This window comes from Crossiella sp. S99.2 (genome assembly GCF_023094165.1).
Classification (GTDB): domain Bacteria; phylum Actinomycetota; class Actinomycetes; order Mycobacteriales; family Pseudonocardiaceae; genus Crossiella.
In genome coordinates this window covers 45,181-65,817 of record NZ_JALMDK010000006.1, presented here as the reverse complement: position 1 = coordinate 65,817, position 20,637 = coordinate 45,181, and the positions used below count along the sequence as shown (strand labels likewise).

The following is a 20,637-nucleotide window of genomic DNA, read 5'->3' as shown; positions in this document are numbered from 1 at the left end:
ATCGAGGAGTCACGTGCGTCGACTCATCGCCCTGTCCGCGCTGACCGCGGCCGCGCTGGGCCTGGTGGCCCCGGTCGCCACCGCCGCGCCCGCCCCGCCGCGCACCGGCTTCGAGCAGTCCAACGGGGCCCGCTGGACCGGCCTGGACGAAGAACAGCGCTTCCTGGCCGCGGTAGACAAGGCCAGCAGGCACACCACGGTCAGCCGCATCGGCAGCACCGTGCAGGGCCGCCCGCTGAACCTGGTCCGGATCGGCCCCGCGCACGCCACCAGCACGGTGCTGTTCATCTGCTCCCAGCACGGTGACGAGCCCTCCGGCCGGGACGCCTGCCTGACCAAGCTGCGCGATCTGGCCTTCCAGCGGGAGAACCCGCGGGTGAAGTACCTGTTCGTGCCCACGGCCAATCCGGACGGCCGGGCCGCGGACACCCGCACCAACGCCAACGGCGTGGACATCAACCGGGACCACCTGCTGCTGGTCTCACCCGAGGCCAAGGCCCTGGCCGCGGTCATCCGCGAGCACCGCCCCGCGGTCATCCACGACCTGCACGAGTACGGCGCCACGCCCAAGTTCTACGACAAGGACGTGCTGTACCTGTGGTCCCGCAACCTCAACGTGGCCGACCATCTGCACGACGAGTCGGTCACCTTGTCCAAGGACTACGCCAAACCGCACGTCGAACAGGCCGGGCACTCCAGCGGTGAATACGGCATCTGGACCGACCCGGTGACCGGCCAGCCGATCCGCCAGGTCGCCGGCGACGGCCAGGAACGGATCCTGCGCAACACCGCGGGCCTCAAGCACGCGGTCGGCATCCTGCTGGAGACCAAGGTCGACCCCAAGGACGCCGCCGAGGCCGCCGATCCCGCGCTCAACCAGCGCCGCCGGGTGCACTCCCAGCTCGCCGCGGTCGCGGGCACCGTCAAGCTGGTGGCCGACCGCTGGGCGCCGATCGCGCTGGCCACCGCCAAGAGCCGCCTCGGCGCGGTGCTCGGCCAGGGCCCGGTCTACTTCGGCGGTGCGGACAACGAGCCCGCCAAGCCCGAGGACACCGAGAAAAACCCGGCCTGCGGGTACAAGCTGACCGCCGAGCAGTTCGCCGCCCACCGCGAAGTCCTCGGCCTGCACGGCATCTTCTCGGTGCCGGTGCCCGGCGGCCGCCTGGTGCCGCGCAACCAGGAAGCGGGCCGCCTGATCCCGCTGCTGCTGGACGCCCGCGCCGACTACGGCCTGGTCAAGGCCACCGCCGCGCCGCACTGCTTCTGAACATGACGATGGGGCTCCCCAACTTTCAGGGGAGCCCCATCGCTGCGTGCCGCAACGATCAGGCGGAGCCGGAGTCCGAGGTCTGCGGACCGGCGGCCTGGACGTCGTCGATGCGGTACTTGCGGGCCGCCTCGGCGACCACCGACTGCTCGACCTCACCGCGCTTGGCCAGTGCGGCCAGCGTGGCCACCGTGATCGACTCGGCGTCGACCAGGAAGTGGCGGCGGGCGGCCGGGCGGGTGTCGGAGAAGCCGAACCCGTCCGTGCCCAGGGTGAGCATGTCGGTGGGCACCCACGGCCGGATCAGGTCCGGGACCGCGCGCATCCAGTCCGACACCGCCACCACCGGGCCCTGGCCCTGGGACAGCGCCTGGGTGATGTAGGGCACCCGCTGGCCCTGCTCGGGGTGCAGCAGGTTCTCCCGGTCGATCGCCACCGCCTCGCGGCGCAGCTGCGACCAGGAGGTGGCCGACCACACATCCGCGTGCACGCCCCAGTCCTGGGCGAGCAGTTCCTGCGCGCGCACCGCCCACGGCAGCGCCACACCGGAGGCCAGCACCTGGGCCCGCAGCGGGCCCTCGCCCGGCGCCGCCTTGACCCGGTGCAGACCGCGCAGCAGCCCGTCCACGTCCAGGTCAGCCGGTTCGGCTGGCTGGACGTACGGGTCGTTGTAGACGGTCAGGTAGTAGAAGATGTCCTCGGCGTTCTCGCCGTACATCCGGCGCAGACCGTCCTTGACGATGTGCGCGACCTCATACCCGTAGGCCGGGTCGTAGGCCACCACGGCCGGGTTGGTGTAGGCCAGCAGCTGCGAGTGCCCGTCGTTGTGCTGCAGGCCCTCACCGGTCAGCGTGGTGCGACCGGCGGTGGCGCCGATGACGAAGCCGCGGGCCATCTGGTCCGCCGCCGCCCACAGGCTGTCGCCGGTGCGCTGGAACCCGAACATCGAGTAGAAGATGTAGATCGGGATCATCGGCTCGCCGTGCGTGGAGTACGAGGTGCCCGCGGCGGTGAACGAGGCGGTCGACCCGGCCTCGTTGATGCCCTCGTGCAGGATCTGGCCCCGCTCGCTCTCCTTGTAGGCGAGCATCAGCTTGGCGTCCACCGAGGTGTACAGCTGACCGTGCGGGTTGTAGATCTTCTGCGTCGGGAACATGGAGTCCATGCCGAAGGTGCGCGCCTCGTCCGGGATGATCGGGACGAGCCGCGGGCCGATCTCCGGGTCCTTCGCCAGGTCCTTGACCAGCCGGACGAAGGCCATGGTGGTGGCCACCTCCTGCTTGCCGGACCCGCGCTGGATGACCTCGTAGACCTTGTCCGCGGGCAGTGCCAGCGGCTTGTGCTTCACCCGGCGGGCCGGCGCCGAGCCACCGAGCTGGCGGCGGCGGTCCTGCAGGTACTGGATCTCCGCGGAGTCCTGGCCGGGGTGGTAGTACGGCGGCAGGTACGGGTCGCGCTCCAGCTCGGCGTCGGTGATCGGGATCCGCTGGGTGTCCCGGAACCGCTTCAGGTCCTCGAGGGTGAGCTTCTTCATCTGGTGCGTGGCGTTGCGCGCCTCGAACTGCGGGCCCAGGCCGTAACCCTTGATCGTCTTGGCCAGGATGACCGTGGGCTGGCCGTGGTGCTCGGTGGCCGCCTTGTAGGCCGCGTAAACCTTGCGGTAGTCGTGCCCGCCGCGCTTGAGGTTCCAGATGTCCTGGTCGCTGTACGGCGTGACCAGCTCCTTCGTCCGCGGGTCGCGGCCGAAGAAGTGCTCCCGCACGTAGGCGCCGTCATTGGCCTTGTAGGTCTGGAAGTCGCCGTCCGGCGTGGTGTTCATCAGGTTGATCAGCGCGCCGTCGCGGTCGGCGTGCAGCAGGGAGTCCCACTCCCGGCCCCACACGACCTTGATCACGTTCCAGCCCGCGCCGCGGAAGAACGACTCCAGCTCCTGGATGATCTTGCCGTTGCCGCGCACCGGCCCGTCCAGGCGCTGCAGGTTGCAGTTGATCACGAAGGTCAGGTTGTCCAGGCCCTCGTGCGCCGCGACGTGAATCAGGCCACGCGACTCCGGCTCGTCCATCTCGCCGTCGCCGAGAAAGGCCCAGACCCGCTGCTGCGAGGTGTCGGCCATGCCGCGGTCGTGCAAGTACCGGTTGAATCGGGCCTGGTAGATGGCGTTCATCGGGCCGAGGCCCATGGACACCGTGGGGAACTCCCAGAAGTCCGGCATCAGCCGGGGGTGCGGGTAGGACGGCAGGCCGCCGCCCGCTCCGGCGTGCGACAACTCCTGCCGGAAGCCGTCGAGCTGCTCCGCGGAGAGGCGGCCTTCCAGGAAGGCGCGCGCGTAGATGCCGGGCGAGGCGTGACCCTGGATGAAGAGCTGGTCGCCGCCGCCGGGGTGATCCTTGCCGCGGAAGAACCAGTTGAAGCCGACCTCGTAGAGCGCGGCCGAGGAGGCGTAGGTGGAGATGTGCCCACCGACGCCGACGCCGGGACGCTGCGCGCGGTGCACCATGACCGCGGCGTTCCAGCGGATGAACGCCCGGTAGCGGCGCTCGGTCTCCTCATCGCCGGGGAACCAGGGCTCCCGCTCGGTGGGGATGGTGTTCACGTAGTCCGTGCTGGTCAGCGCGGGTACGCCAACGTGGCTCTCGCGAGCCCGCTCCAGCAGTCGGAGCATCAGGTACCGGGCGCGCTGCTGACCGGCTCCGGCGAGGACGGCGTCGAAGGACTCCAGCCACTCGGCGGTCTCCTCCGGATCGATGTCCGGCAGGTGGGCGGCCAGCCCGTCACGGATGACCCGCACCCGCTCAGGGGTGCCGGCGCCGGTGTTCTGCGGGGCCAAGGGTTCTCCTCGCCATGCTTCGTCGTCAGTTTCGGGGCAGCCTTTCTCGGCCACGCGGTGTCAGTGGAGCATCCCACGCGTTGGCGCTGCCGTGTCATCGTCCCCCATCCTTACGCGTGCGCGCACGCGCGTCACCGCTACCGGCCGGTAACTGTCAATAGTCCGATAGAGGGCAGCCGGATGCCGCCGGTTGGGAAGCGATTCCGGCGTGTCCCGGGGCGTGCAGTTGCGCAGGTGGGCACTCGCAGTGTTCGCTAGCCGGGATCGGTTGGACACACCAGTGCGGCGGCCGTACGGCCAGCCGCACTCGCGTAGTTGGAGGAGTGACACTCGTGGTCGCCGCGGAAGGCGCTGAAAAGGTCGGCGTCGCCGAGAGGCTCGGTATTGAGCCGGACATGGTGGTCCAGGAACTCGGCTGGGACGAGGATGTTGATGACGACATCCGCGCCGCCGTGGAGGAGCGCTGTGGAGGCGAACTCCTCGACGAGGACGCACAGGAAGTCATCGACGTCGTGCTGTATTGGTGGCGAGAGGGTGACGGTGATCTCACCGACGACCTTGTCGACGCCATCACACCACTCGCCGACGAGGGCGTGATCTGGCTGCTGACGCCAAAGACGGGCAAGCCGGGCTACGTGGAGCCGAGTGACATCGGCGACGCGTCAAGCACCGCCGGGCTGTCGGTCACCTCGACACTGTCGGTGTCGGAGGGCTGGACAGCGACTCGTCTGGTGGGAGCGCGGGCTGGCAAGCCCAAGCGCTGAGACCAAGTCTGTGGGTAGTCCCTGAGGGTCTAGGCTGGCTCGCTGGAAGCCAGCCAGACTCCCAGGAGAGTGCTCGATGACGATCGAGGTCGGTACGCAGGCCCCGGATTTCACGCTGCCGGACAGCAACAAGGAGAAGGTGACCCTCTCCTCGTTCCGCGGTGAGAAGCACGTCCTGCTCGTGTTCTACCCGTTCGCGTTCAGCGGCATCTGCACGGGCGAGCTGTGCCAGGTCCGCGACGAGATCGGGGACTACCAGAACGACGCGGTACAGGTGCTCGGCGTGTCCGTGGACACCCCGTTCAGCCTGAAGGCCTGGGCGGAGCAGGAGGGTTACACCTTCCCGCTGCTCTCGGACTTCTGGCCGCACGGCGAGGTCGCCAAGACCTACGGCGTCTTCAACGACACCGCGGGCTTCGCCCTGCGCGGCACCTTCCTGATCGACAAGGAAGGCACCGTCCGCTTCGCCGAGACCAACGCCCCCGGCGAGGCACGCGACCAGTCCGCGTGGAAGAAGGCGCTGGCCGAGGTCATCGGCTGAATCGCATGATCTTGCAGAGCCCCGGGCGGTAGGCTCGGGGCTGCTGCGAGGGCGCATAGCTCAGCGGGAGAGCACTCGCCTTACAAGCGAGGGGTCGTTGGTTCGAACCCAACTGTGCCCACAGGCAACACCACTCGGCAGCCGGACCGGCCCGGGTCAGGTGACTTCAGTCGTCACCTGACCCGGGCCGGTTTTGTTGTCTCCGGTCCATGGCCGGAATCCCGGTCGATTCATCCGCCAGTTCGCGTTGACCTATTGGTTATCGGTCGTCCAACTATCAACTAATGCGGCGATCGTCCTCTCGCCGGCCGATCTGCCGCTCGTCGTGCCACAGCGGCAACTCGGCGCAGCACAGCTGGTATCCCGGGTCCGGTGCTGAACATCCCTGCACGTTCGCCGTTGTTCATTCTGCTCGCGGGCTGCTTGACCTGCGAAAACACCCGATCCAGTGATGCTGGCGGGTGCTGGTGTGGCTACCGTGTTTGGTATCCGGCATTCGGGTGGTGTTCTTGCGTGAGCCGCAAGAAATGACCGGTATTGGCTGGCACAACCCCGGAATTCGGCCATGATGACGACAACTGCGAGACCCCGGAGCGCGAGGTGCCTGCTCCCGAGAGCGCGCCCCGGGGAAGCGGTTCCCGAGACACGCATTGCCGTCGGTAATGCGTACAGCGCATGTTGCATGCGCCGGAAAGGAGCAATTCGATCATGATCCCGTCACTGCCCGTCCCGTGGCACGCCCCGATGCCGCCGCTGGGCCTGCTGGCCTGGGTGATCGCCCTGGCCGGCACCTCGGTGTTGTCCGCGCTGGGCGCCACGCCGCTCACCGCGGCGACCATCGTGATCGCCCTCGGCGGGCTGTGCGCCGAGCTGGCGCAGCGGTTCGGTCCCGGTCCGGCCGCGCTGTCCGGCCGGCGCTGACCAGCACAGGAAGATCCGAACACGAATGACTGACAACGCCACCCCGAATGGCGGGCAGGCGCCACCCTTCGGCTCCCAGGAGCTGGGGTTGCTGCTGCAACGAGTGCGTCGCCGGGCCCAGGTCGGCACCGACGTGGTCGCCGATTTCGCGGACACCCCGGTCCAGCTCATCGACGAGATCGAGTTCGGCGTGTCCGCGCCGACCTGGCGGGTGCTGGAGGCCTACTTCGACCTGGTGCCGGATGAGGACGAACTCCGGCGGCAGGTCGGTGAACTGTTCCGCGGCGGCGCGGAGCGGACCACCGTGCGTGCAGCGGCCGAGATCGCCCTGCCGACGGCCGAGGCCGAGTTCGAGGCCCAGTACCTGCGCGACTACCGGAAGGACATCGAGCACCCGGACAACTTCAGCGCGCCGGCGCCCCGCCCAGACCCCGAGATCGAACAGGCCGAGGCGATCCGCTCCAGGGTCGCCGAGGTGCGCAGGCTCAGCGGCCGGATCGCACCGCCGATGGAACCCAGGGTCAACGTCGCCACCTGGCCGCGACCCGAATCCGTGCGCAGCATCGCCCAGTTCCGCGCGGCCATGATGGCGATCAAGAAGGCGGTCGGCGTGAGCTTCCGGGACCTGGAACTGCGGGCCGCGGTCGCCGGCTACCCCGTGGCCTTCACCACCATCCGCAGCCACTGCGTCCCGGCGAAATCCCCCAAGGAACTCCGGCTGCCCAAGGATCAGCACCCCATGGGCATGCTGACCGCCTTCGGCGCCCCACAACCACTGATCGACGACTGGATCACACTCCGCCAGACCCTGTCCCAGCTGCCACCCGCCGAGGTCGTGGCAGCGGAACCGGAGGAAACCGACCCGGCCCCGCCCTGCCTGCCGCCCGCACCCCGGCAACCACCGGAGGCCCTCGACCCGGCTGCCGGCAACCCACTGCCGCCGGTCGACCCGACCGCCACCGCCCCACCAACACCCACCGGTGCCTCCGCTCGGCTGCCCGTACTGCTGTCGGGCCTGCTCCCACTCCATCCCCGGCCCACCCGCGCCAACCTGTGCTGGGGCCTGCGCGGCCTGGTGGCCGGGATCCTGCTCGCCGTGGTGGTGCTGTCGATGGTGTGGTGACGGGTGGGGACCGGGTGGGGACCGGCTCCGTGCGGGCCGGTCCCCACCCGGCGACTCCGCGAAATCGACACCACCGCGCCCACCACTGCCCGTAGTCACGTTTTCGCTGGCTACGGGCTTTTTTTGAGTTCGGTCAGTGTTACTACTTAGGGGGCCAGCCGCCATTCGGGTGATGTGATCGCGAATACGTGTGGATTGGTCACGAACCGGTCGTGACGCCGTCGTGATCGCGTTACTGTCCGTTGGGGAGATTTTCCAGGGGATGGGGGGATTTGCCATGGCTCCACGGGAGACCAAGGTGTCGATCGACTTCGGCGGGGGTTCGAAGTTCACGGTCGACGTGGCACAACTGGACAACCTGATCGCCGGGCTGAAGTCGGTCCGGGCCAAGATCGATGAGATCAACACCCTGGCGATGGAGACCAACGCCATGGCGAATCCGCCCAGCGAGGAGGACTTCAGCCGGGGTGCCGTGCGCCAGATCATCGAGCGCACGATTCAGGAGAAGGACGGCACGCACACTCTGGCCAATCGTGCCTATGGCGAGGCCGTCGATACGCTGGTTCAGAAGCTGACGGCCGCCCGTGACCAGTACGCCGGGACCGAAGGCGCAAACCAGACCAACTTCAAGCCCAAGGGATGACTGTGACTCGCCTGGGAACAAGTGTGATGGCCGCGTTCGGACTGCTTGCCGGAGTTGCGCTGGCAGGTTGTGGTGCCACGCCCGCACCGGCCACCACAGCGCCGACCAGCAGTGCCGCCAGCTCGGCGAGTTCGGCGCCGAACGATGCTCCCACCATTCCGCAGCCCGAGCTGGACACCACTCGGATCGCCGGTAGTCCGTGCTCGATGCTGAGCACGGAGCAGGCGAGTGAGGTCGGGGGAGGTGCGCGGGGAGAGGTCCGGGAGAGTCCGCTCGGCCCCTCATGTCGTTGGCTGGCAAGCGATACTCCGGTGAAGAACCACTTCTCGATCACGGTGAACAACCAGCTCGGTGGGATCGCCCAGCTCTACGCGCGCAAGAACAACTTCAAGGTGTGGGAGCCGGGCCAGGTCGGTGGTTACCCCTCGGTCGTCGCGATGGACGCGGATGCCCGGAGCAAGGGACTGTGCCGGTTGGAGATGGGCACCGCGCAGAAGACCGTGGTCGCGGTTCAGGTCCAACTGACCGTGGGGGCGGCGGACTACGCGAACCCGTGCCCGCGGGCAATCGGGATTGGCGAGATGGTGATCGCCACGTTGAAGGGGGGAAGGTAATGCCTCTGCCATTGCTGATCGCGGTCGGCGCGGGTGGTGCGGCGATGCTCGGGATCAACCTGTGGCCGTCGGACACACCGCGGCCCGAGGGCATTCGTGGGGATCAGATCTACAAGTGGTTCCAGGAAGGCAAGGGACCAGGGTCCGGTATCTCGCCGATCCAGCTCGCCTGGGACAAGGTGGGCAAGGGGTACGACGAGGCACGGGATCTCGCGGAGAAGGTGCTCCGGGACTCGCACGGGGTCTGGGAAGGCAAGGCGGCCGATGCGGCGCGGCAGCAGATCAGTCCGCTGGCCGCTTTCGCCGATCACGCCAAGCAGATGGCGGGGAACACCGCCAAAGCCGTTGGGCAGCAAGGTACTGACTGGCATGGGTGTAAGAACCAGTTGAAGCCGGTGCCGGAGAATCCGCCGCAGAACAATCTCGGCAACAAGTTGAATCCGTTCACCACCGATCTCGATCGGGAAATCGACAAGTTCAAGGCCGACACCGGTGACAATCAGCGGGTTTATGCCGGTTATGGGGTGCGGACCGAGGACAACGTGAAATCCCTGCCGACCTGGTTGACGCCGCCGGAGGTCAGTGGCGACGTCTCCGTGGTCAAGCCTGGGCCCGGTGGTCCGGGTGGGCCCGGTGGTGGCGGCGGATTTGAGGGTGGCCGGGGCGGCGGTGGCGGTCTTGGCGGCGGGTACGGGCAGTTCGGCGGCGGTGGCGGCGGTGGGGGCTACGGCGGCGGGGCTGGCGGCGGTGGCGTCGGGAGTGGCGGTACCGGCGGTGGTGTCGGCAGTGGTGGTGGGGCTGGTGGTGGGTCGGCTGAGATTCCCGTGGTGGGGACTGGGCCTGCTTATCCGCCTCGGGATCAGACCGGGTCCGCTGGGTACGTCTCCAATGAGGTGCCGATTTCCGGTGGTGGCACCGGTGGTGGCGGCGGGGGTGGTTACTCCGGTGGGGCCGGTGGTGGCTTTGGTGGGGCCGTGGCTGGTGGGTTTGGGCCTGGTGGCGGTGCCGGTGGCGGGCTTGGCGCCGGGGGGAGTGCTGGGGTTGGGCGTACCGGTGGCGGTGGGTTTGGGCCTGCCGGCGGCAGGGTGGCTGGGCGGGCCGGCGCGCCGGGGATGGGTGGGATGCCCATGGGTGGCGCGGGGGCCGGGCGCAAGGAGGAGGACGAGGAGCATGAGCGGGCCTCGTTCCTGATGGAGACCGAGGACATCTTCGGGGACCACCGGTCCGTGGCGCCGCCGGTGATCGGCGAGTAGTGATGTTGCGTTCCGCTGTCACGTTGTCGGCGCTCGCCTACGACCTGGTCTGGGAGGCCGAGGAGATCGGGGACAAGCACAACGCGCTGCTCACGCACTCGCCGGGAGCGACCATGGCCGAGCGGTTGGCGGTGGCTCGGCCCGCGCTGGCGGAGTTGAACCAGGCCGGGTTGTTCGATGGGCGGCGGGTGCATCCGGATCTGAAGGCGGCCATGCAGCTCATCGCGCGGGCGCACCGGGAGTTGTACGGGTGGTTCATGCCTGAGCCGGGGGCGCCGACCCGGTCGGTGCTCGCGGTGGCCAGTGGGCGGGACGGGCTGCTGGCGGTGCTGGCCGAGGAGCAGTTGCACCTCCAGCCGATCGACGCCAGGGAACTGGCGCCCGCGGTGGCGGGGGTGTTGCCGGAGGCGAAGCCGTTGCGGATTCCGACCTACTCGGTGCCGGTGGCGGATCTGCACGGGGGTGGGCACCGGCGGCCGGAGGAGGACGGGGGCGGGTACCTGCAGCGGTCCGCGGCCGGAGCCGGGCGGGGGGCCGAGCTGGACCGGGTGCGGCGGTTGCTCGCCGAGCCTCGCCTGGGTGCTGGGCAGTTCCGGGCCGCCGGGCGGGACCGGCACGGGCGGCGGCAGGTCAGTGGCGCCCCGGTGGACTACTTCGACGTCGCGGGCGGGCGGTACGTCACCTACCTGCCCGCGGGCTCGGACGGGCCGGAGTGGGGCCTGGTCGCGCCCGGTGGGCGGGCGCAGCTGGTGGAGCGGTTCAGCGAGCTGGTGGCGAGCACCGCGAACTGAGCGGTGGGATGTTCCGCAGGTCACATCTGTCGCCGCGTCATGGGTTCCTGGTCTGGATGTCCCTTTATCGCCGCGGGGGGCACACAGACCAACTGGCGAATCCCTGCACGCGGCCCGGACAGGCGTCCCCTCACCTGTCCGGGCCGCGGCAGGTCTCCCGGGGGGCGTGGCGGATACCTACCCCCTGGTAACTCCAGTTCGAATTCGGCATGCTCTTGGGCATGACGTGGATGGTGTACGGGGCCAACGGCTACACGGGGACGCTGATCGCGGAGTTGGCGGTGCGCCGGGGCGAGCGGCCGGTGCTGGCGGGGCGGGCGGCGGAGAAGGTCGTGCCGCTGGCGCAGCGGCTGGGGTTGCCGTACCGGATCTTCGGGCTCGACGAGCGGATCACCGACCACCTCGCCGACATCGACGCCGTGGCGCACTGCGCCGGGCCGTTCTCGGCCACCGCGGCCCCCATGGTGCAGGCCTGCCTGGACGCCAAGGTGCACTACCTGGACATCACCGGCGAGATCGACGTGTTCGAGCAGATCGCGCGCCGCTCCGCCGAGGCCGAGGCGGCCGGGATCGTGCTGCTGCCCGGCGCCGGGTTCGACGTGGTGCCCACCGACTGCCTGGCCGCCATGCTGGCCGCCGACCTGCCGGGCGCCACCCACCTGGAACTCGCCTTCGCCGGGATGGCCAGTGCCAGCGCGGGCACGCTGCGGACCGCGGTGGAATCACTCGGCCAGGGCGGCCGGGCCCGGATCGACGGGAAGATCCGCGAGGTCTCGCCGGGCTGGCGGGTGCGTTCGGTGGACTTCCCCGGCAAGCGCCGGGAGGTCATCTCCATCCCGTGGGGCGATGTGAGCACCGCCTACCGCTCCACCGGCATCCCCAACATCGTCGTCTACGCCGCGCTCGGCGTGCCCGCGCCGCTGTTCCGGGCCCAGCGCTACGTGCTGCCGCTGCTGCGCACCGACCTGGTGCGCAAGGGGCTGACCGCGCTGGCCAACCGGGTCTCCGGCCCGGACGAGGCCGCGCGGGCCGGCGCCCGCTCGGAGGTGTGGGGGCAGGTGCGGGACGCGGACGGGCGCACGGTGAGCCGGACCCTGATCGCGCCGGAGGGCTATGAGCTGACCGCGGACGCGGTGGTGCGGGCGGTGCAGCGGGTCCGCTCCGGCGAGGTGCCCAGCGGGGCGCACACGCCGTCCTCGGCGCTGGGGGCCAGCTTCGTGCGCTCGCTGACCGGGGTCGAGGTGCAGGACGTGCAGGTGCGCTGAGACGTGCCGGGGCGCCCCGCGTGCAGCTTGCGGGGCGCCCCGGTCACCTGTGGAGCAGGTCAGCTCGCGTACGGAGCCGCCGCCTGCTTGGCGGCGTACATCAGCGCGGGCTTGATCTTCGGCCAGAAGGTGCTGGTCTGGCAGGAGTACGGCGGCAGGAAGCCACCGCAGGTGCCGCTGGCCGGGCCGATCTCGAAGGTGAAACCGGGCACGCCGAGCTTGTCGTAGAGCCAGTCCTCGGTGCCACCGGAGGCGGCATAGCCGACGACCTGCGGCGCGGTGCCGTAGGTGTAGCCGGTGATGCCGGCCATGTCCTTGGCCATCCGGCGCAGGCTGGCGTCGTTGCCGGTGTAGGTGTTGGCCCGGTGCGCCCAGGGGAAGATGATCCCGTTGGTGTAGCTGTGGAAAGTGATCATCAGGCCCTTGGTGTCCTTGGCCGCCGGCGTGGTGTCACCGTCGCCGCGCTTGTCCGGGTAGAGCTTGGTGAACAGCGCCTGGAGCGAGTTCAGCTCGGTCTCGGAGTCCGCGCGCGGGCCGCGGTAGGTCTCGGCGCACGGGTTGGTCGAGGTGCCGGCCTGGCCGTAGTGCGAGTTGGCGTTGCGGTTGAGGTCGATGCCGACCTGGCCGCCGGTGCCGCAGGTGCCGTTGGTGGTGTTGGCGTTCTTGCGCTGCAGGCGCGGGGAGCTGCCGCCGGCCTGGACGATGTCCACGCCGTCCGGGTTGGTGATCGGGACGACCCACATCTCGGTGGTGTCCATCAGCTTGGTGACCTCGGCGTCCTTGCCGTAGCCCTGGGTCAGGTGGTCGATCCACCGCCAGGCCATGTCACCGGTGGTGATCTCGCGGGCGTGGATCTGGGCCATCAGGAAGAAGCGCGGCTTGGCGGCGCTGGTGTTCAGCGCGCAGTCCCCGGTCTGCTTCTTGGTCAGGCAGATGGCACGCAGGTCGTAGCCGTTGGGCTTGCCGGTGCTCTTGCGCCAGGACTGGCCGTAGGTCACCCCGCTGGAGAGCGCGGGGTAGTCGGCGAGCACCTTGTCCAGGTGCGAGTGGTGCGCCCGCACGGTGCGGTAGCCGCCGTAGTAGGTCTCGTTGATGTCGTTGACGCCCAGCGGCTCGCTGTTGTTGTGCGTCTTGGGCGGGGCCCACGGCGCGGGCGCCATCACCGATTCGACCTTGGTGCTGAACCCGGCCTTGGCCAGCCGGTTGGCCTCCTCGGCGTTGCCGAGCACGAACAGGTCGTCGCCGTCGCGCTGTTCCAGCACGTCCGAGCCGACCTGGATGAGCCGCTCGGAGTCGTTGACCCCGCCGACCACGCGGTAGACGAACATCGCCTGGCGCTGCTCCGCCTGGGCGCTGTCGGCCTTGGCCGCCGGTTCCGGCGCGGGCGCGCCGGTCTGCTGGAACAACAACAGGGCACTGGTCGCCAACGCGGCGACCACGCCCGCGATGGGGATCCGCCGTGATACGGACATAGCCGTCCTCTCGCAGTTTCGCCGAGATGCACTGCGCGCAGCAGGGTGGATGCGGCAGGTGGGTCAGGACGCTAGGACGCGCGCAGTTATCGCCATAACCCTACGAATGGACGACGAGATTCAGTTTTAAGAGGTACCCGATCGTGAACGGGACATATCGCCGCTCCCTGGCTAGGCGTCCTCCCGGTCCAGCCCCGCTCCGTCCCAGGTGGTGTGGGTGCAGGCGACGCCGCCGCCGTTCTTGGGGCGGAGCACGTCGTAGATGTGCATGCGCGGGATCTTGCCGGAGACGCCCCAGCCGCTGGGCCAGGTGATGATCCAGTCCATGTCCAGGTCGACCAGCAGTCCCAGCATGCGGGCGATGGTGGGGTCGTCGAGGCGTTCGAAGGCCTCGTCGAGCAGGACCAGGCGCAGTGGGTGCCAGCCTTCCTCGCCCGCGCTGACCGCGTCGTAGAAGCTGGCCGCGGCGGCGAAGAGGGTCACGTAGGAGACCAGGCGGGTCTCGCCGGAGGAGAGCTGGCGCAGGCGGCGGACCCGGGGTTTGCTGTCCGGGCCGGTGTCGCGCACCCGCACGGTGAAGGAGTACCAGGAGCGGTAGTCCAGGGCGCGGCCGAGGATTTCGGCGTAGCCGGCCGAGTGGGCGTCGCGTTCGGCCTCGATGCGTTCGGTGAAGGCGCGGCGCAGGGTGGCGTCCTGGTCCTGGCTGCGCTGGGCGAAGGGGGTGCGGACCAGTTCCAGGGCGTCCCTGGTGGACTCGTCCAGCGCGGCCGAGGGGCGCCATTCCAGCTGGACGTGCACGCCCTGGCTGGAGCGGGCCCGGTCGAGGACCTCGTTCATCCGGCGGCACAGGTCCTCGGCCACCGCGATCTGGCTGCGCAGGCGTTCGGCCAGGTCACGCATCAGGTAGTCGGAGAAGATCTCCTGGTACCGCTCGCCGAGGTATCCGCGCTGGTCGCCGAGGCGGGTGGCGACCAGGGCGGCGGCGTCGGCGACCGGGCGGGGGCCGTCCTCGGAGGTGACCGTGACGGTAAGGATGCCCGCGGTGGTCTCCGCGGTGATGTTGTGCGAACCGGCCAGCGCGGACTGCAGCGCCTGCAGCCTGCCGATCACGGTGCCCTCGCTGGCCGGGCGGCGGTCCTCGGCCGCGCCCAGGCGTTCGGCGGTGGCCAGCAGGTTCTCCGTGTCCGGGGCCTCGGCCTCGGGCAGGGCGGCGGTCCACACGCCGGGGGCGGCCAGGGTGTCCCGGAAGGCGGCCTCGGCGGTGCTGACCTCCTGCTGACGGCCGGTGCGCTGCTGCTGTTTGGTCTCCAGCAGGGTGGCGATCTTGGTGGCTTCCTCGCGCACCTCGGCGACCCGCTCGCGCGCGCCGGGCAGGTCGGCCTTGGCCCGCTTGTGCTCGGCTTCCAGGGTGGCCAGTGATTCGGCGACCTGTTTGGCCTCGCCGCCGATGGCCGAGGTCAGTTCGGCCAGCGCGGCGGCCTGTTCGGCGTACTCGGCGCAGCGGGATTCGGCCTGGGCCTCGGCCTGTTCCCGGTCGCCGAGGGCGACCCGGTGGTTGTGCAGGGCGTCGGCGAGCTGGCGGATGGAGCCTGCGCAGCGTTCGGTGAGGGCTTCCTTGAGGCCGTCCACGGTGCCGCGGACCTGTTCGGCGGCCCGGTGCGCCTGTTCCAGCGCGGCGGTGTCGGCGGAGAGCCCGGCCTCGGTGGCGGCGTGGGTGAGTTCGGACTGCACGGCCCGCCAGTGGTCCTCGGCGTGCGAGTGCTCCTCGCGCAGGGTCAGCGCGCGGTGCTCGGACTCCTCGGCGCTCTCCTTGGCCCCGGCCAGCCGGGCGTGCGCGGCGATCAGCTCGTCGTCGTGCGGGAAGCCTGCCAGGTGTTTCTCCCAGCCGGTGGCCTGCCTGCGCAGGGCCTCCAGGTGCTGCTGGGCGGTGGCGAGTTCGCCGCGCCGCTGTTCCAGCTCGTCCTCCAGGCCGAGGATGCGGCGCTGCCGGGCGGCCTCGCGGGCGCCGGCGCCGATGTGCTCGGCGGCCTCCTTGGCGGCCGAGCCGGAGAGCACGCCCGCGCGCCAGCGGCCGTCGGTGGACAGGGCCAGCGCGGCGGCGGGCAGGTCCTCGTCGGGGGCGGCCAGGGCGATCGCCGAGAGCAGGCCGCTGACCAGGTCGGCGGGCACGGGGCTGTCGGGTTCGGCGGCGGCGGTGAGCGCCTCGGCGAGCGAACGGCCGGTGACCGGGGGCAGGTCAGCGAGGGCGGCGGCCAGGTCGGCGGGGGTGTGCAGCACACCCGCGACGACCTCGGCGGAGCCGACCTGGGCGAGGGTGCCGTCGGCGCGGACCCAGGCGGTGAGCAGACCGCTGGCCTGCATCGCGGCTTCCAGCCCGGCCCGTTCGGCCTCGGCCAGGCCCTCGGCGAAGTCGACCAGGCGGTAGCAGGACTCGCCCAGGTCGGCCGGGCGGTCCCCGGCCGGCAGTTCGGGGGCGCGTTCCTGGCCGCGGCGCAGGGCGGCGAGTTCGGTCTCGCGCTCGCGGATGGCCTCGCGCACGGTGGCGCAGGACTGGTCGGCGGCGAGGACCCGCTGGGTGGCGGAGTGCAGGTGCGGGGTGCCCCACTGGCGGAATTCCTCGCGCACCGCGCGGGCCCCGGCCCGGTCGATGACCAGGCTTTCCGGCTGCGGCGGCGCAGGCCGGTCTGCCTCGGCGCCGCCCTCGGGCGCGGCCTCGGCCCATTCGCGGACCTGGTTGGCCCAGTGTTCGGCGTGTTCGCGCAGCTCCTGCGCGGTCTGGTTGCGCCTGCCCGCGGCGTCGGTGGCCCCGATCTGGGCGTCCTTGGCGTTGCGGTGCAGTTCCTCGACCTTGCGCAGCGCCCGGTCGGATTCCAGGGCGCGCTGGTGCAGCATCAGGGTGAGCGCGCCGCGCTGGCGCACCTCGGTGGCGGCCTCGGCGGCCTGGGCGGCGGCCGTGGACAGGCCGTCCAGGAGTTCCTCGGGGTCGAGTTCGGGCACGGCGCGGCGGGTCACCGCCAGCGGCGCGGCCTCGGCCTCGGGTTTGGCCCTGACCTGTTCGGTGGTCTCGGTGACCGTGGCTGGCGGCACGGTCGGCACCACCGGGCACAGCCCGCGGTCCAGGCCCGCGGTGTGCAGCAGCTGGCCTGCCCGGTCGGCGAGGTCCTGGGCGGCGGCGGTGTCCCGGCCGAGCCGGTCCAGCACGGAGAGCACCGAGTCGACGCCGCGGTCCTCCTGGGCGCGCTGGCGGCTGGCCACCTCCAGCGCGGTCTCGGCGGACTTGCGGGTGTTGGCGACCAGCTTCTCCCGGTCGGCCAGGTCGCGCATGCCCTGGTAGGCGGGCAGCGCCTTGAGTGCCTCGATCCGCATGGCCAGTTCGCTCTCGGCCTCTTCGAGCGCGGCGACCCCGGCGTCGGCGGCGGTGCGTTCCTGCTGCGCGGTGGCCTTGCGCCGTTCCAGCCTGCTCAGTTCGGCGAGCAGGCGCTGCAGGGTGTCGTGTGCGGCGCGCACCCCGTCGGCGGCGGTGCGCAGCGCGGCGAGGGCGTAGCCGGAGTAGGCGGTGAGGAAGGTGCGCAGCGCGCCGTCGGCGGTGGAGAGCCGGACGATGTTCTCCCGGATCGACTCCAGGTCGTCGAAGGAGGTGGCCAGCCGTTCGATCAGCCCGGCTTCCAGCGGCGGCAGCGCGTCGCTGAGGATCTGCTCCAGCTGGCCTTCGAGGACCTTGAGGCCGACGTCGGGGTTGCGCAGGGTGCGTTGCAGGTGCAGCAGGTCGCCGTAGCGGTCGGCCGGCACGCCGTAGACGCTTTCCGCGATCCGGGCCCGGAAGCCGGCTTCCTCCAGGACCGCGTCCGCGCCGAGCAGTTCGCGCAGCTGACCGGGTCCGACCGGCACCCGGTCCGCGCCGACCAGGAGAACGTCCTTGCCGACCCGGCACGGGGTGATGAATCGCCAGGAGTCGCTGACCTGCTGCGAGGTCTTGGACGCCTTCACGCCGATGCCGCAGGTCAGGTACTCGTCCTGACCGGCGTCGTCAGTGCGGACCAGTTCGATCCAGGCGTAGCCGATCCGGTTCGGTCCGCCCTGGTAGTCATCGAGCATCAGCCGCCGGATGCTGACCGTGTCGAAGCCCTTGGAACCCATCTGCCGCAGTTCGCCGTCCAGGCACAGCGGCAGCAGCAGTTCCAGGGTGCGGGACTTGCCGGAGCCGTTGGTGCCCTGGAAGATCACCCGGCCGCCGGAGAAGTCGAACTCCTGCTCGGCGTACTGCCAGATGTTGACGATGCCGCCCCGGTTGAGCCGCCAGCGGTTCACGCGGGTTCCTCCTCATCAAAAAGCGACCAGCTCGCCGGCGGCGGTGGTGCTTCTTCCTTTTCCTGGGCGGCGGGACCGCCTGGGGTGTCATCGGGTTCGGGCACCCACCGGTGCGCGACCGGGGAGAGCAGCCAGTCCGGCTCCTCCCAGCGCGCCAGGCCGGTGTTGACCAGCAGTTCGAGGACCTCGTCGACCAGGCCGTCGATGTCCTCGGTGGCCTGTTTGGACCAGGCGGCCGGGTAGGACTCGACCAGGTCGGCGCAGATCTGTTGCAGCCGCTGCCTGCTCACCGGGTGGCGGCCGTCGGCGCGCGCCTCGTGCTCGGCGAGCAGTTCGGGCAGGGCCAGCAGCGCGACCCTGGCGACCGTGCCGGAGGAGGGGAAGGCCAGGTCGGTGAGGTATTCCTCGGGATCGGTGACCGCGATCCCCTCCAGCCGCGCTTCGGTGACCAGGCCGAAGCAGCGGTCCAGCAGCAGGGATTCGCGGCGCTGGTTCTTCTTCAGCCAGGATGCCTGCTCGGGCGGCAGGTCGGCGTGCAGCACCACCGGGTTCTCCACCAGTTTGCGGCGCACCGCGTGTTCGGTGGTCTGTTCCATCCCGGCGGGTCCGGCCTCGGCGGCCTTGCCGATCAGCTCCTCCGGGGTGTCCACCTCGCCGACCGGTCCGGCCAGCAGGTGGCCGAGCACGTCGGTGTCCACGGTGATCAGCGCCTCGGTGATGGCGTCGCCGGACCAGGTGGACACCGATCCCTCGGTCTCGGTGATCACGCCGAGGCCGAGCAGGTGGCGCAGCGCGGCGGTGAGCGCACGCCGGTCGCCCAGATCGTCCACGACCTCGATCCCGGCCTCGACCGCGGCCGCGCGCACCTCGCTGACCAGCCGGGACAACAGCACCTGGCGGCCGACGCCGGTGAGCGCGGCCATGGTCAGCGCGACGTAGGCGTAGCCGCGCGGGGACAGGCCGGTTTCGCCGCGGGTGGGGTCGGCGCCGGGCCCTGCCTTGTAGAGCCGGGCGTAGCGGCGCTGCACGACCAGGCGGTAGCCCAAAAGCGAGGCGAACAGGTCGTGCAGGGCGTTGCGGTGCCGGAAGACCAGTGGCAGCAGGTCGCCGTCGGGGCCGTCGGCGCGCAGCAGCGGGCGGCGCAGCAGGGTGCGGGCGCAGCGGGTGACGTTGGCCGCGTCGATGTCGGAGAGTTCGTCCAGGATGCCGATCCCGCTGGGTTTGCGGCTCATGCCCGCTCCCCCAGCTGGACGCTGGCGTGGTGCAGGGTGAGAACTCCACCCGATGTGGCGATCTGGGTCACCTGGTCGGGGACATGGTTGATGGTCAGTCGCAGTCCGTGCACGGGGTCGGCGGCGGAGCCGGTGTCGGTGTCGCGTTCCCGCTGGGCCATGGCCATGGTGAGCAGTTCGCACAGCACTTCGAGCGCCTCGGGGGAGAGGTTGCTCTGTGCCAGCGCGGGCGCGGCGGCGCTGAGTTCGGCGACCGCGGCGGCCCGCTGCCGATCCGCCTCCCTGGCTTGCGCGAGCAGGGTTTCCTGCAGCATCGGGTCGTCCAGGATGCGGGAGGCGCGGCCGCGGGCGCCGCGGTCGCCGCGGCTGCGCACGCTCACGTTGACCTCGACCACCGGGCCGTCCCGCCACGGCGTGTGCTCGTCGTCGCCGTCGTGTTCGGGCGCGGGCAGCAGATGCCGGGCGGAGTAGAGGCCGAAGGCGGCCGCGTACAGCTCGTGCGAGCGGTGCGGCCCGGCCGAGTCCAGCCAGCCGGCCAGTTGCAGCAGTTCGGCACGCCGGCTGGGCAGCAGGCCGCCGCCGGCGGTGGCGCGTTTGACGCTGGCCAGCAGGGAGCCGATGGCGCGGGCGGTGGCCTCGCGCAACGCGGTGACCTGGCTGGGGCGGCCGGGGCGGTCGGCGAACCAGTCGGTCAGCTCCCGCCAGTCGGTCTCCGAGCGGCCACGCCCGCGTTCGACCGCGATGCCCAGGCGTTCGGTGGGGCCGAGGATGCGCAGCAGCTCGCCGCGGGCGGGGGCGAGTCCGGCCAGGGACTCGGCGATGGCTGGGGTGTGCCGGAGCACGTCCTCGACGACCATCTGGATGTATTCGACCAGCAGGTTGCGGAAACCGGAGATCTCGTCCGGGTCGAGATGGAACCGGGTGACCACCTGACCGAGGTACGCGTAGAAGTCACGCACGGTGACCGCGAGTTCGGCGTGCTGCAGGAACAGCGTGGTGACCTGCTCGGCCAGCTCCTCCTTGGCCCGCTTCGCACTCGCCGAACCGGGCGCCTGCTGCTCGGCGACCATGGCCTGGGACAGCGTGCCGCCCAGTTTGGACAGGCCGCGTTCGATGGCGGGCAGCAGTTCGCGGGAGACCTCGCGGGCGCCCTCGGGCACCCGGAGCAGCTCGTCCACGTCCCGCTGCACCCGCACCGCGAGCTTGTTGATCTGGTACCGGAACGCGCCGCGGACGAACTCGGCGATGCTGGAGGCGATCGTCTCCCGTCGCCCCTGCACCAGGTTTCCCCAGTCCTTGAGCCGTTTCAGCCGGTCGGCCACGGTGTCGGGGTCGGATTCGCCGATGTCCAGGCGGCCCTCGCGCTCCAGTGGTTTGAGCGCGGCGGCGACCTCGTTGGGGGAGAGGTCGGGCAGCAGCGTCGCGGTGAACAACCGCATGATCGCCACGTAGGTCCTGGTGTGCTCAGCGTTGAGGTAGGAGTAGAGCCGGAGCCGGCCCTCACCGCCTGTCGAGTCGCCATGAGTCACGGACGGCCACATTAGAGGCTTGGGCCTGGCCGGGCAGAATCGTGGGTCGCCGGGCGCGCTAACGTCACCCGTCGGACTTCGCGGACT

General features: G+C 70.6%; 15 protein-coding genes and 1 tRNA gene. 11 read left to right on the top strand and 5 right to left on the bottom strand.

Annotated features, from left to right (window positions below; genetic code table 11):
• The first annotated feature begins 13 nt into the window (after nt 1–13).
• Nucleotides 14–1,267 carry a M14 family metallocarboxypeptidase gene (locus MZC64_RS23325; RefSeq protein WP_247759847.1) on the top strand — a complete coding sequence of 418 codons (1,254 nt, stop codon included), beginning with the start codon at nt 14–16 and terminating at the stop codon, nt 1,265–1,267.
• Nucleotides 1,268–1,325: 58 nt separating this feature from the next.
• On the opposite strand, the gene aceE is transcribed toward MZC64_RS23325, so the two are convergent.
• Nucleotides 1,326–4,094 carry a pyruvate dehydrogenase (acetyl-transferring), homodimeric type gene (aceE, locus tag MZC64_RS23320; protein WP_247759848.1) on the bottom strand — a complete coding sequence of 923 codons (2,769 nt, stop codon included), beginning with the start codon at nt 4,092–4,094 and terminating at the stop codon, nt 1,326–1,328.
• A 332-nt stretch (nt 4,095–4,426) separates the two neighbouring features.
• On the opposite strand from aceE, the gene MZC64_RS23315 reads away from it, so the two are divergent.
• The 10 genes from MZC64_RS23315 (at nt 4,427) to MZC64_RS23270 (ending at nt 12,009) form a co-directional block, all read left to right on the top strand.
• Nucleotides 4,427–4,858, top strand: a complete 432-nt coding sequence (locus MZC64_RS23315) for a DUF3052 domain-containing protein (RefSeq protein WP_247759849.1) — start codon at nt 4,427–4,429, stop codon at nt 4,856–4,858.
• Nucleotides 4,859–4,934: 76 nt separating this feature from the next.
• Nucleotides 4,935–5,399 carry a peroxiredoxin gene (locus MZC64_RS23310; protein WP_247759850.1) on the top strand — a complete coding sequence of 155 codons (465 nt, stop codon included), beginning with the start codon at nt 4,935–4,937 and terminating at the stop codon, nt 5,397–5,399.
• Between the two features lie 49 nt (nt 5,400–5,448).
• Nucleotides 5,449–5,520: transfer RNA gene (locus tag MZC64_RS23305), tRNA-Val, on the top strand.
• A 587-nt stretch (nt 5,521–6,107) separates the two neighbouring features.
• On the top strand, nt 6,108–6,320 hold the full coding sequence (locus tag MZC64_RS23300; RefSeq protein WP_247759851.1) for a hypothetical protein: 213 nt from the start codon (nt 6,108–6,110) through the stop codon (nt 6,318–6,320).
• A gap of 25 nt (nt 6,321–6,345) precedes the next feature.
• A complete protein-coding gene (locus MZC64_RS23295; RefSeq protein WP_247759852.1) occupies nt 6,346–7,443 on the top strand; it encodes a hypothetical protein in 1,098 nt (365 codons plus the stop codon).
• Between the two features lie 298 nt (nt 7,444–7,741).
• Complete coding sequence (locus MZC64_RS23290) at nt 7,742–8,086, top strand: hypothetical protein (protein WP_247759853.1); 345 nt, start codon at nt 7,742–7,744, stop codon at nt 8,084–8,086.
• 26 nt (nt 8,087–8,112) lie between these two features.
• Nucleotides 8,113–8,700 carry a DUF3558 domain-containing protein gene (locus MZC64_RS23285; RefSeq protein ID WP_247759854.1) on the top strand — a complete coding sequence of 196 codons (588 nt, stop codon included), beginning with the start codon at nt 8,113–8,115 and terminating at the stop codon, nt 8,698–8,700.
• Nucleotides 8,640–9,953, top strand: coding sequence for a hypothetical protein (locus MZC64_RS23280; RefSeq protein WP_247759855.1), 1,314 nt, complete (start codon nt 8,640–8,642; stop codon nt 9,951–9,953). The genes MZC64_RS23285 and MZC64_RS23280 overlap by 61 nt, the downstream gene beginning before the upstream one ends.
• A gap of 2 nt (nt 9,954–9,955) precedes the next feature.
• Complete coding sequence (locus MZC64_RS23275) at nt 9,956–10,744, top strand: ESX secretion-associated protein EspG (protein WP_247759856.1); 789 nt, start codon at nt 9,956–9,958, stop codon at nt 10,742–10,744.
• A 221-nt stretch (nt 10,745–10,965) separates the two neighbouring features.
• Nucleotides 10,966–12,009, top strand: coding sequence for a trans-acting enoyl reductase family protein (locus tag MZC64_RS23270; RefSeq protein WP_247759857.1), 1,044 nt, complete (start codon nt 10,966–10,968; stop codon nt 12,007–12,009).
• Nucleotides 12,010–12,068: 59 nt separating this feature from the next.
• On the opposite strand, the gene MZC64_RS23265 is transcribed toward MZC64_RS23270, so the two are convergent.
• The 4 genes from MZC64_RS23265 to MZC64_RS23250 all read right to left on the bottom strand — a co-directional run bounded on the left by MZC64_RS23265 (nt 12,069) and on the right by MZC64_RS23250 (nt 20,550).
• A complete protein-coding gene (locus MZC64_RS23265) occupies nt 12,069–13,481 on the bottom strand; it encodes a M14 family zinc carboxypeptidase (protein WP_247759858.1) in 1,413 nt (470 codons plus the stop codon).
• Between the two features lie 171 nt (nt 13,482–13,652).
• Nucleotides 13,653–17,789 (bottom strand): TIGR02680 family protein, encoded by a 4,137-nt coding sequence (locus MZC64_RS23260; RefSeq protein ID WP_247759859.1) that lies wholly within the window; start codon nt 17,787–17,789, stop codon nt 13,653–13,655.
• The gene (locus MZC64_RS23255; RefSeq protein ID WP_247759860.1) at nt 17,786–19,021 is read right to left on the bottom strand and encodes a TIGR02678 family protein; all 1,236 of its coding nucleotides are present in this window, start codon (nt 19,019–19,021) and stop codon (nt 17,786–17,788) included. Before MZC64_RS23255 ends, MZC64_RS23260 begins: the two co-directional genes overlap by 4 nt.
• Nucleotides 19,018–20,550 carry a DUF2397 domain-containing protein gene (locus MZC64_RS23250; protein ID WP_247759861.1) on the bottom strand — a complete coding sequence of 511 codons (1,533 nt, stop codon included), beginning with the start codon at nt 20,548–20,550 and terminating at the stop codon, nt 19,018–19,020. The genes MZC64_RS23255 and MZC64_RS23250 overlap by 4 nt, the downstream gene beginning before the upstream one ends.
• Nucleotides 20,551–20,637: the final 87 nt, after the last annotated feature.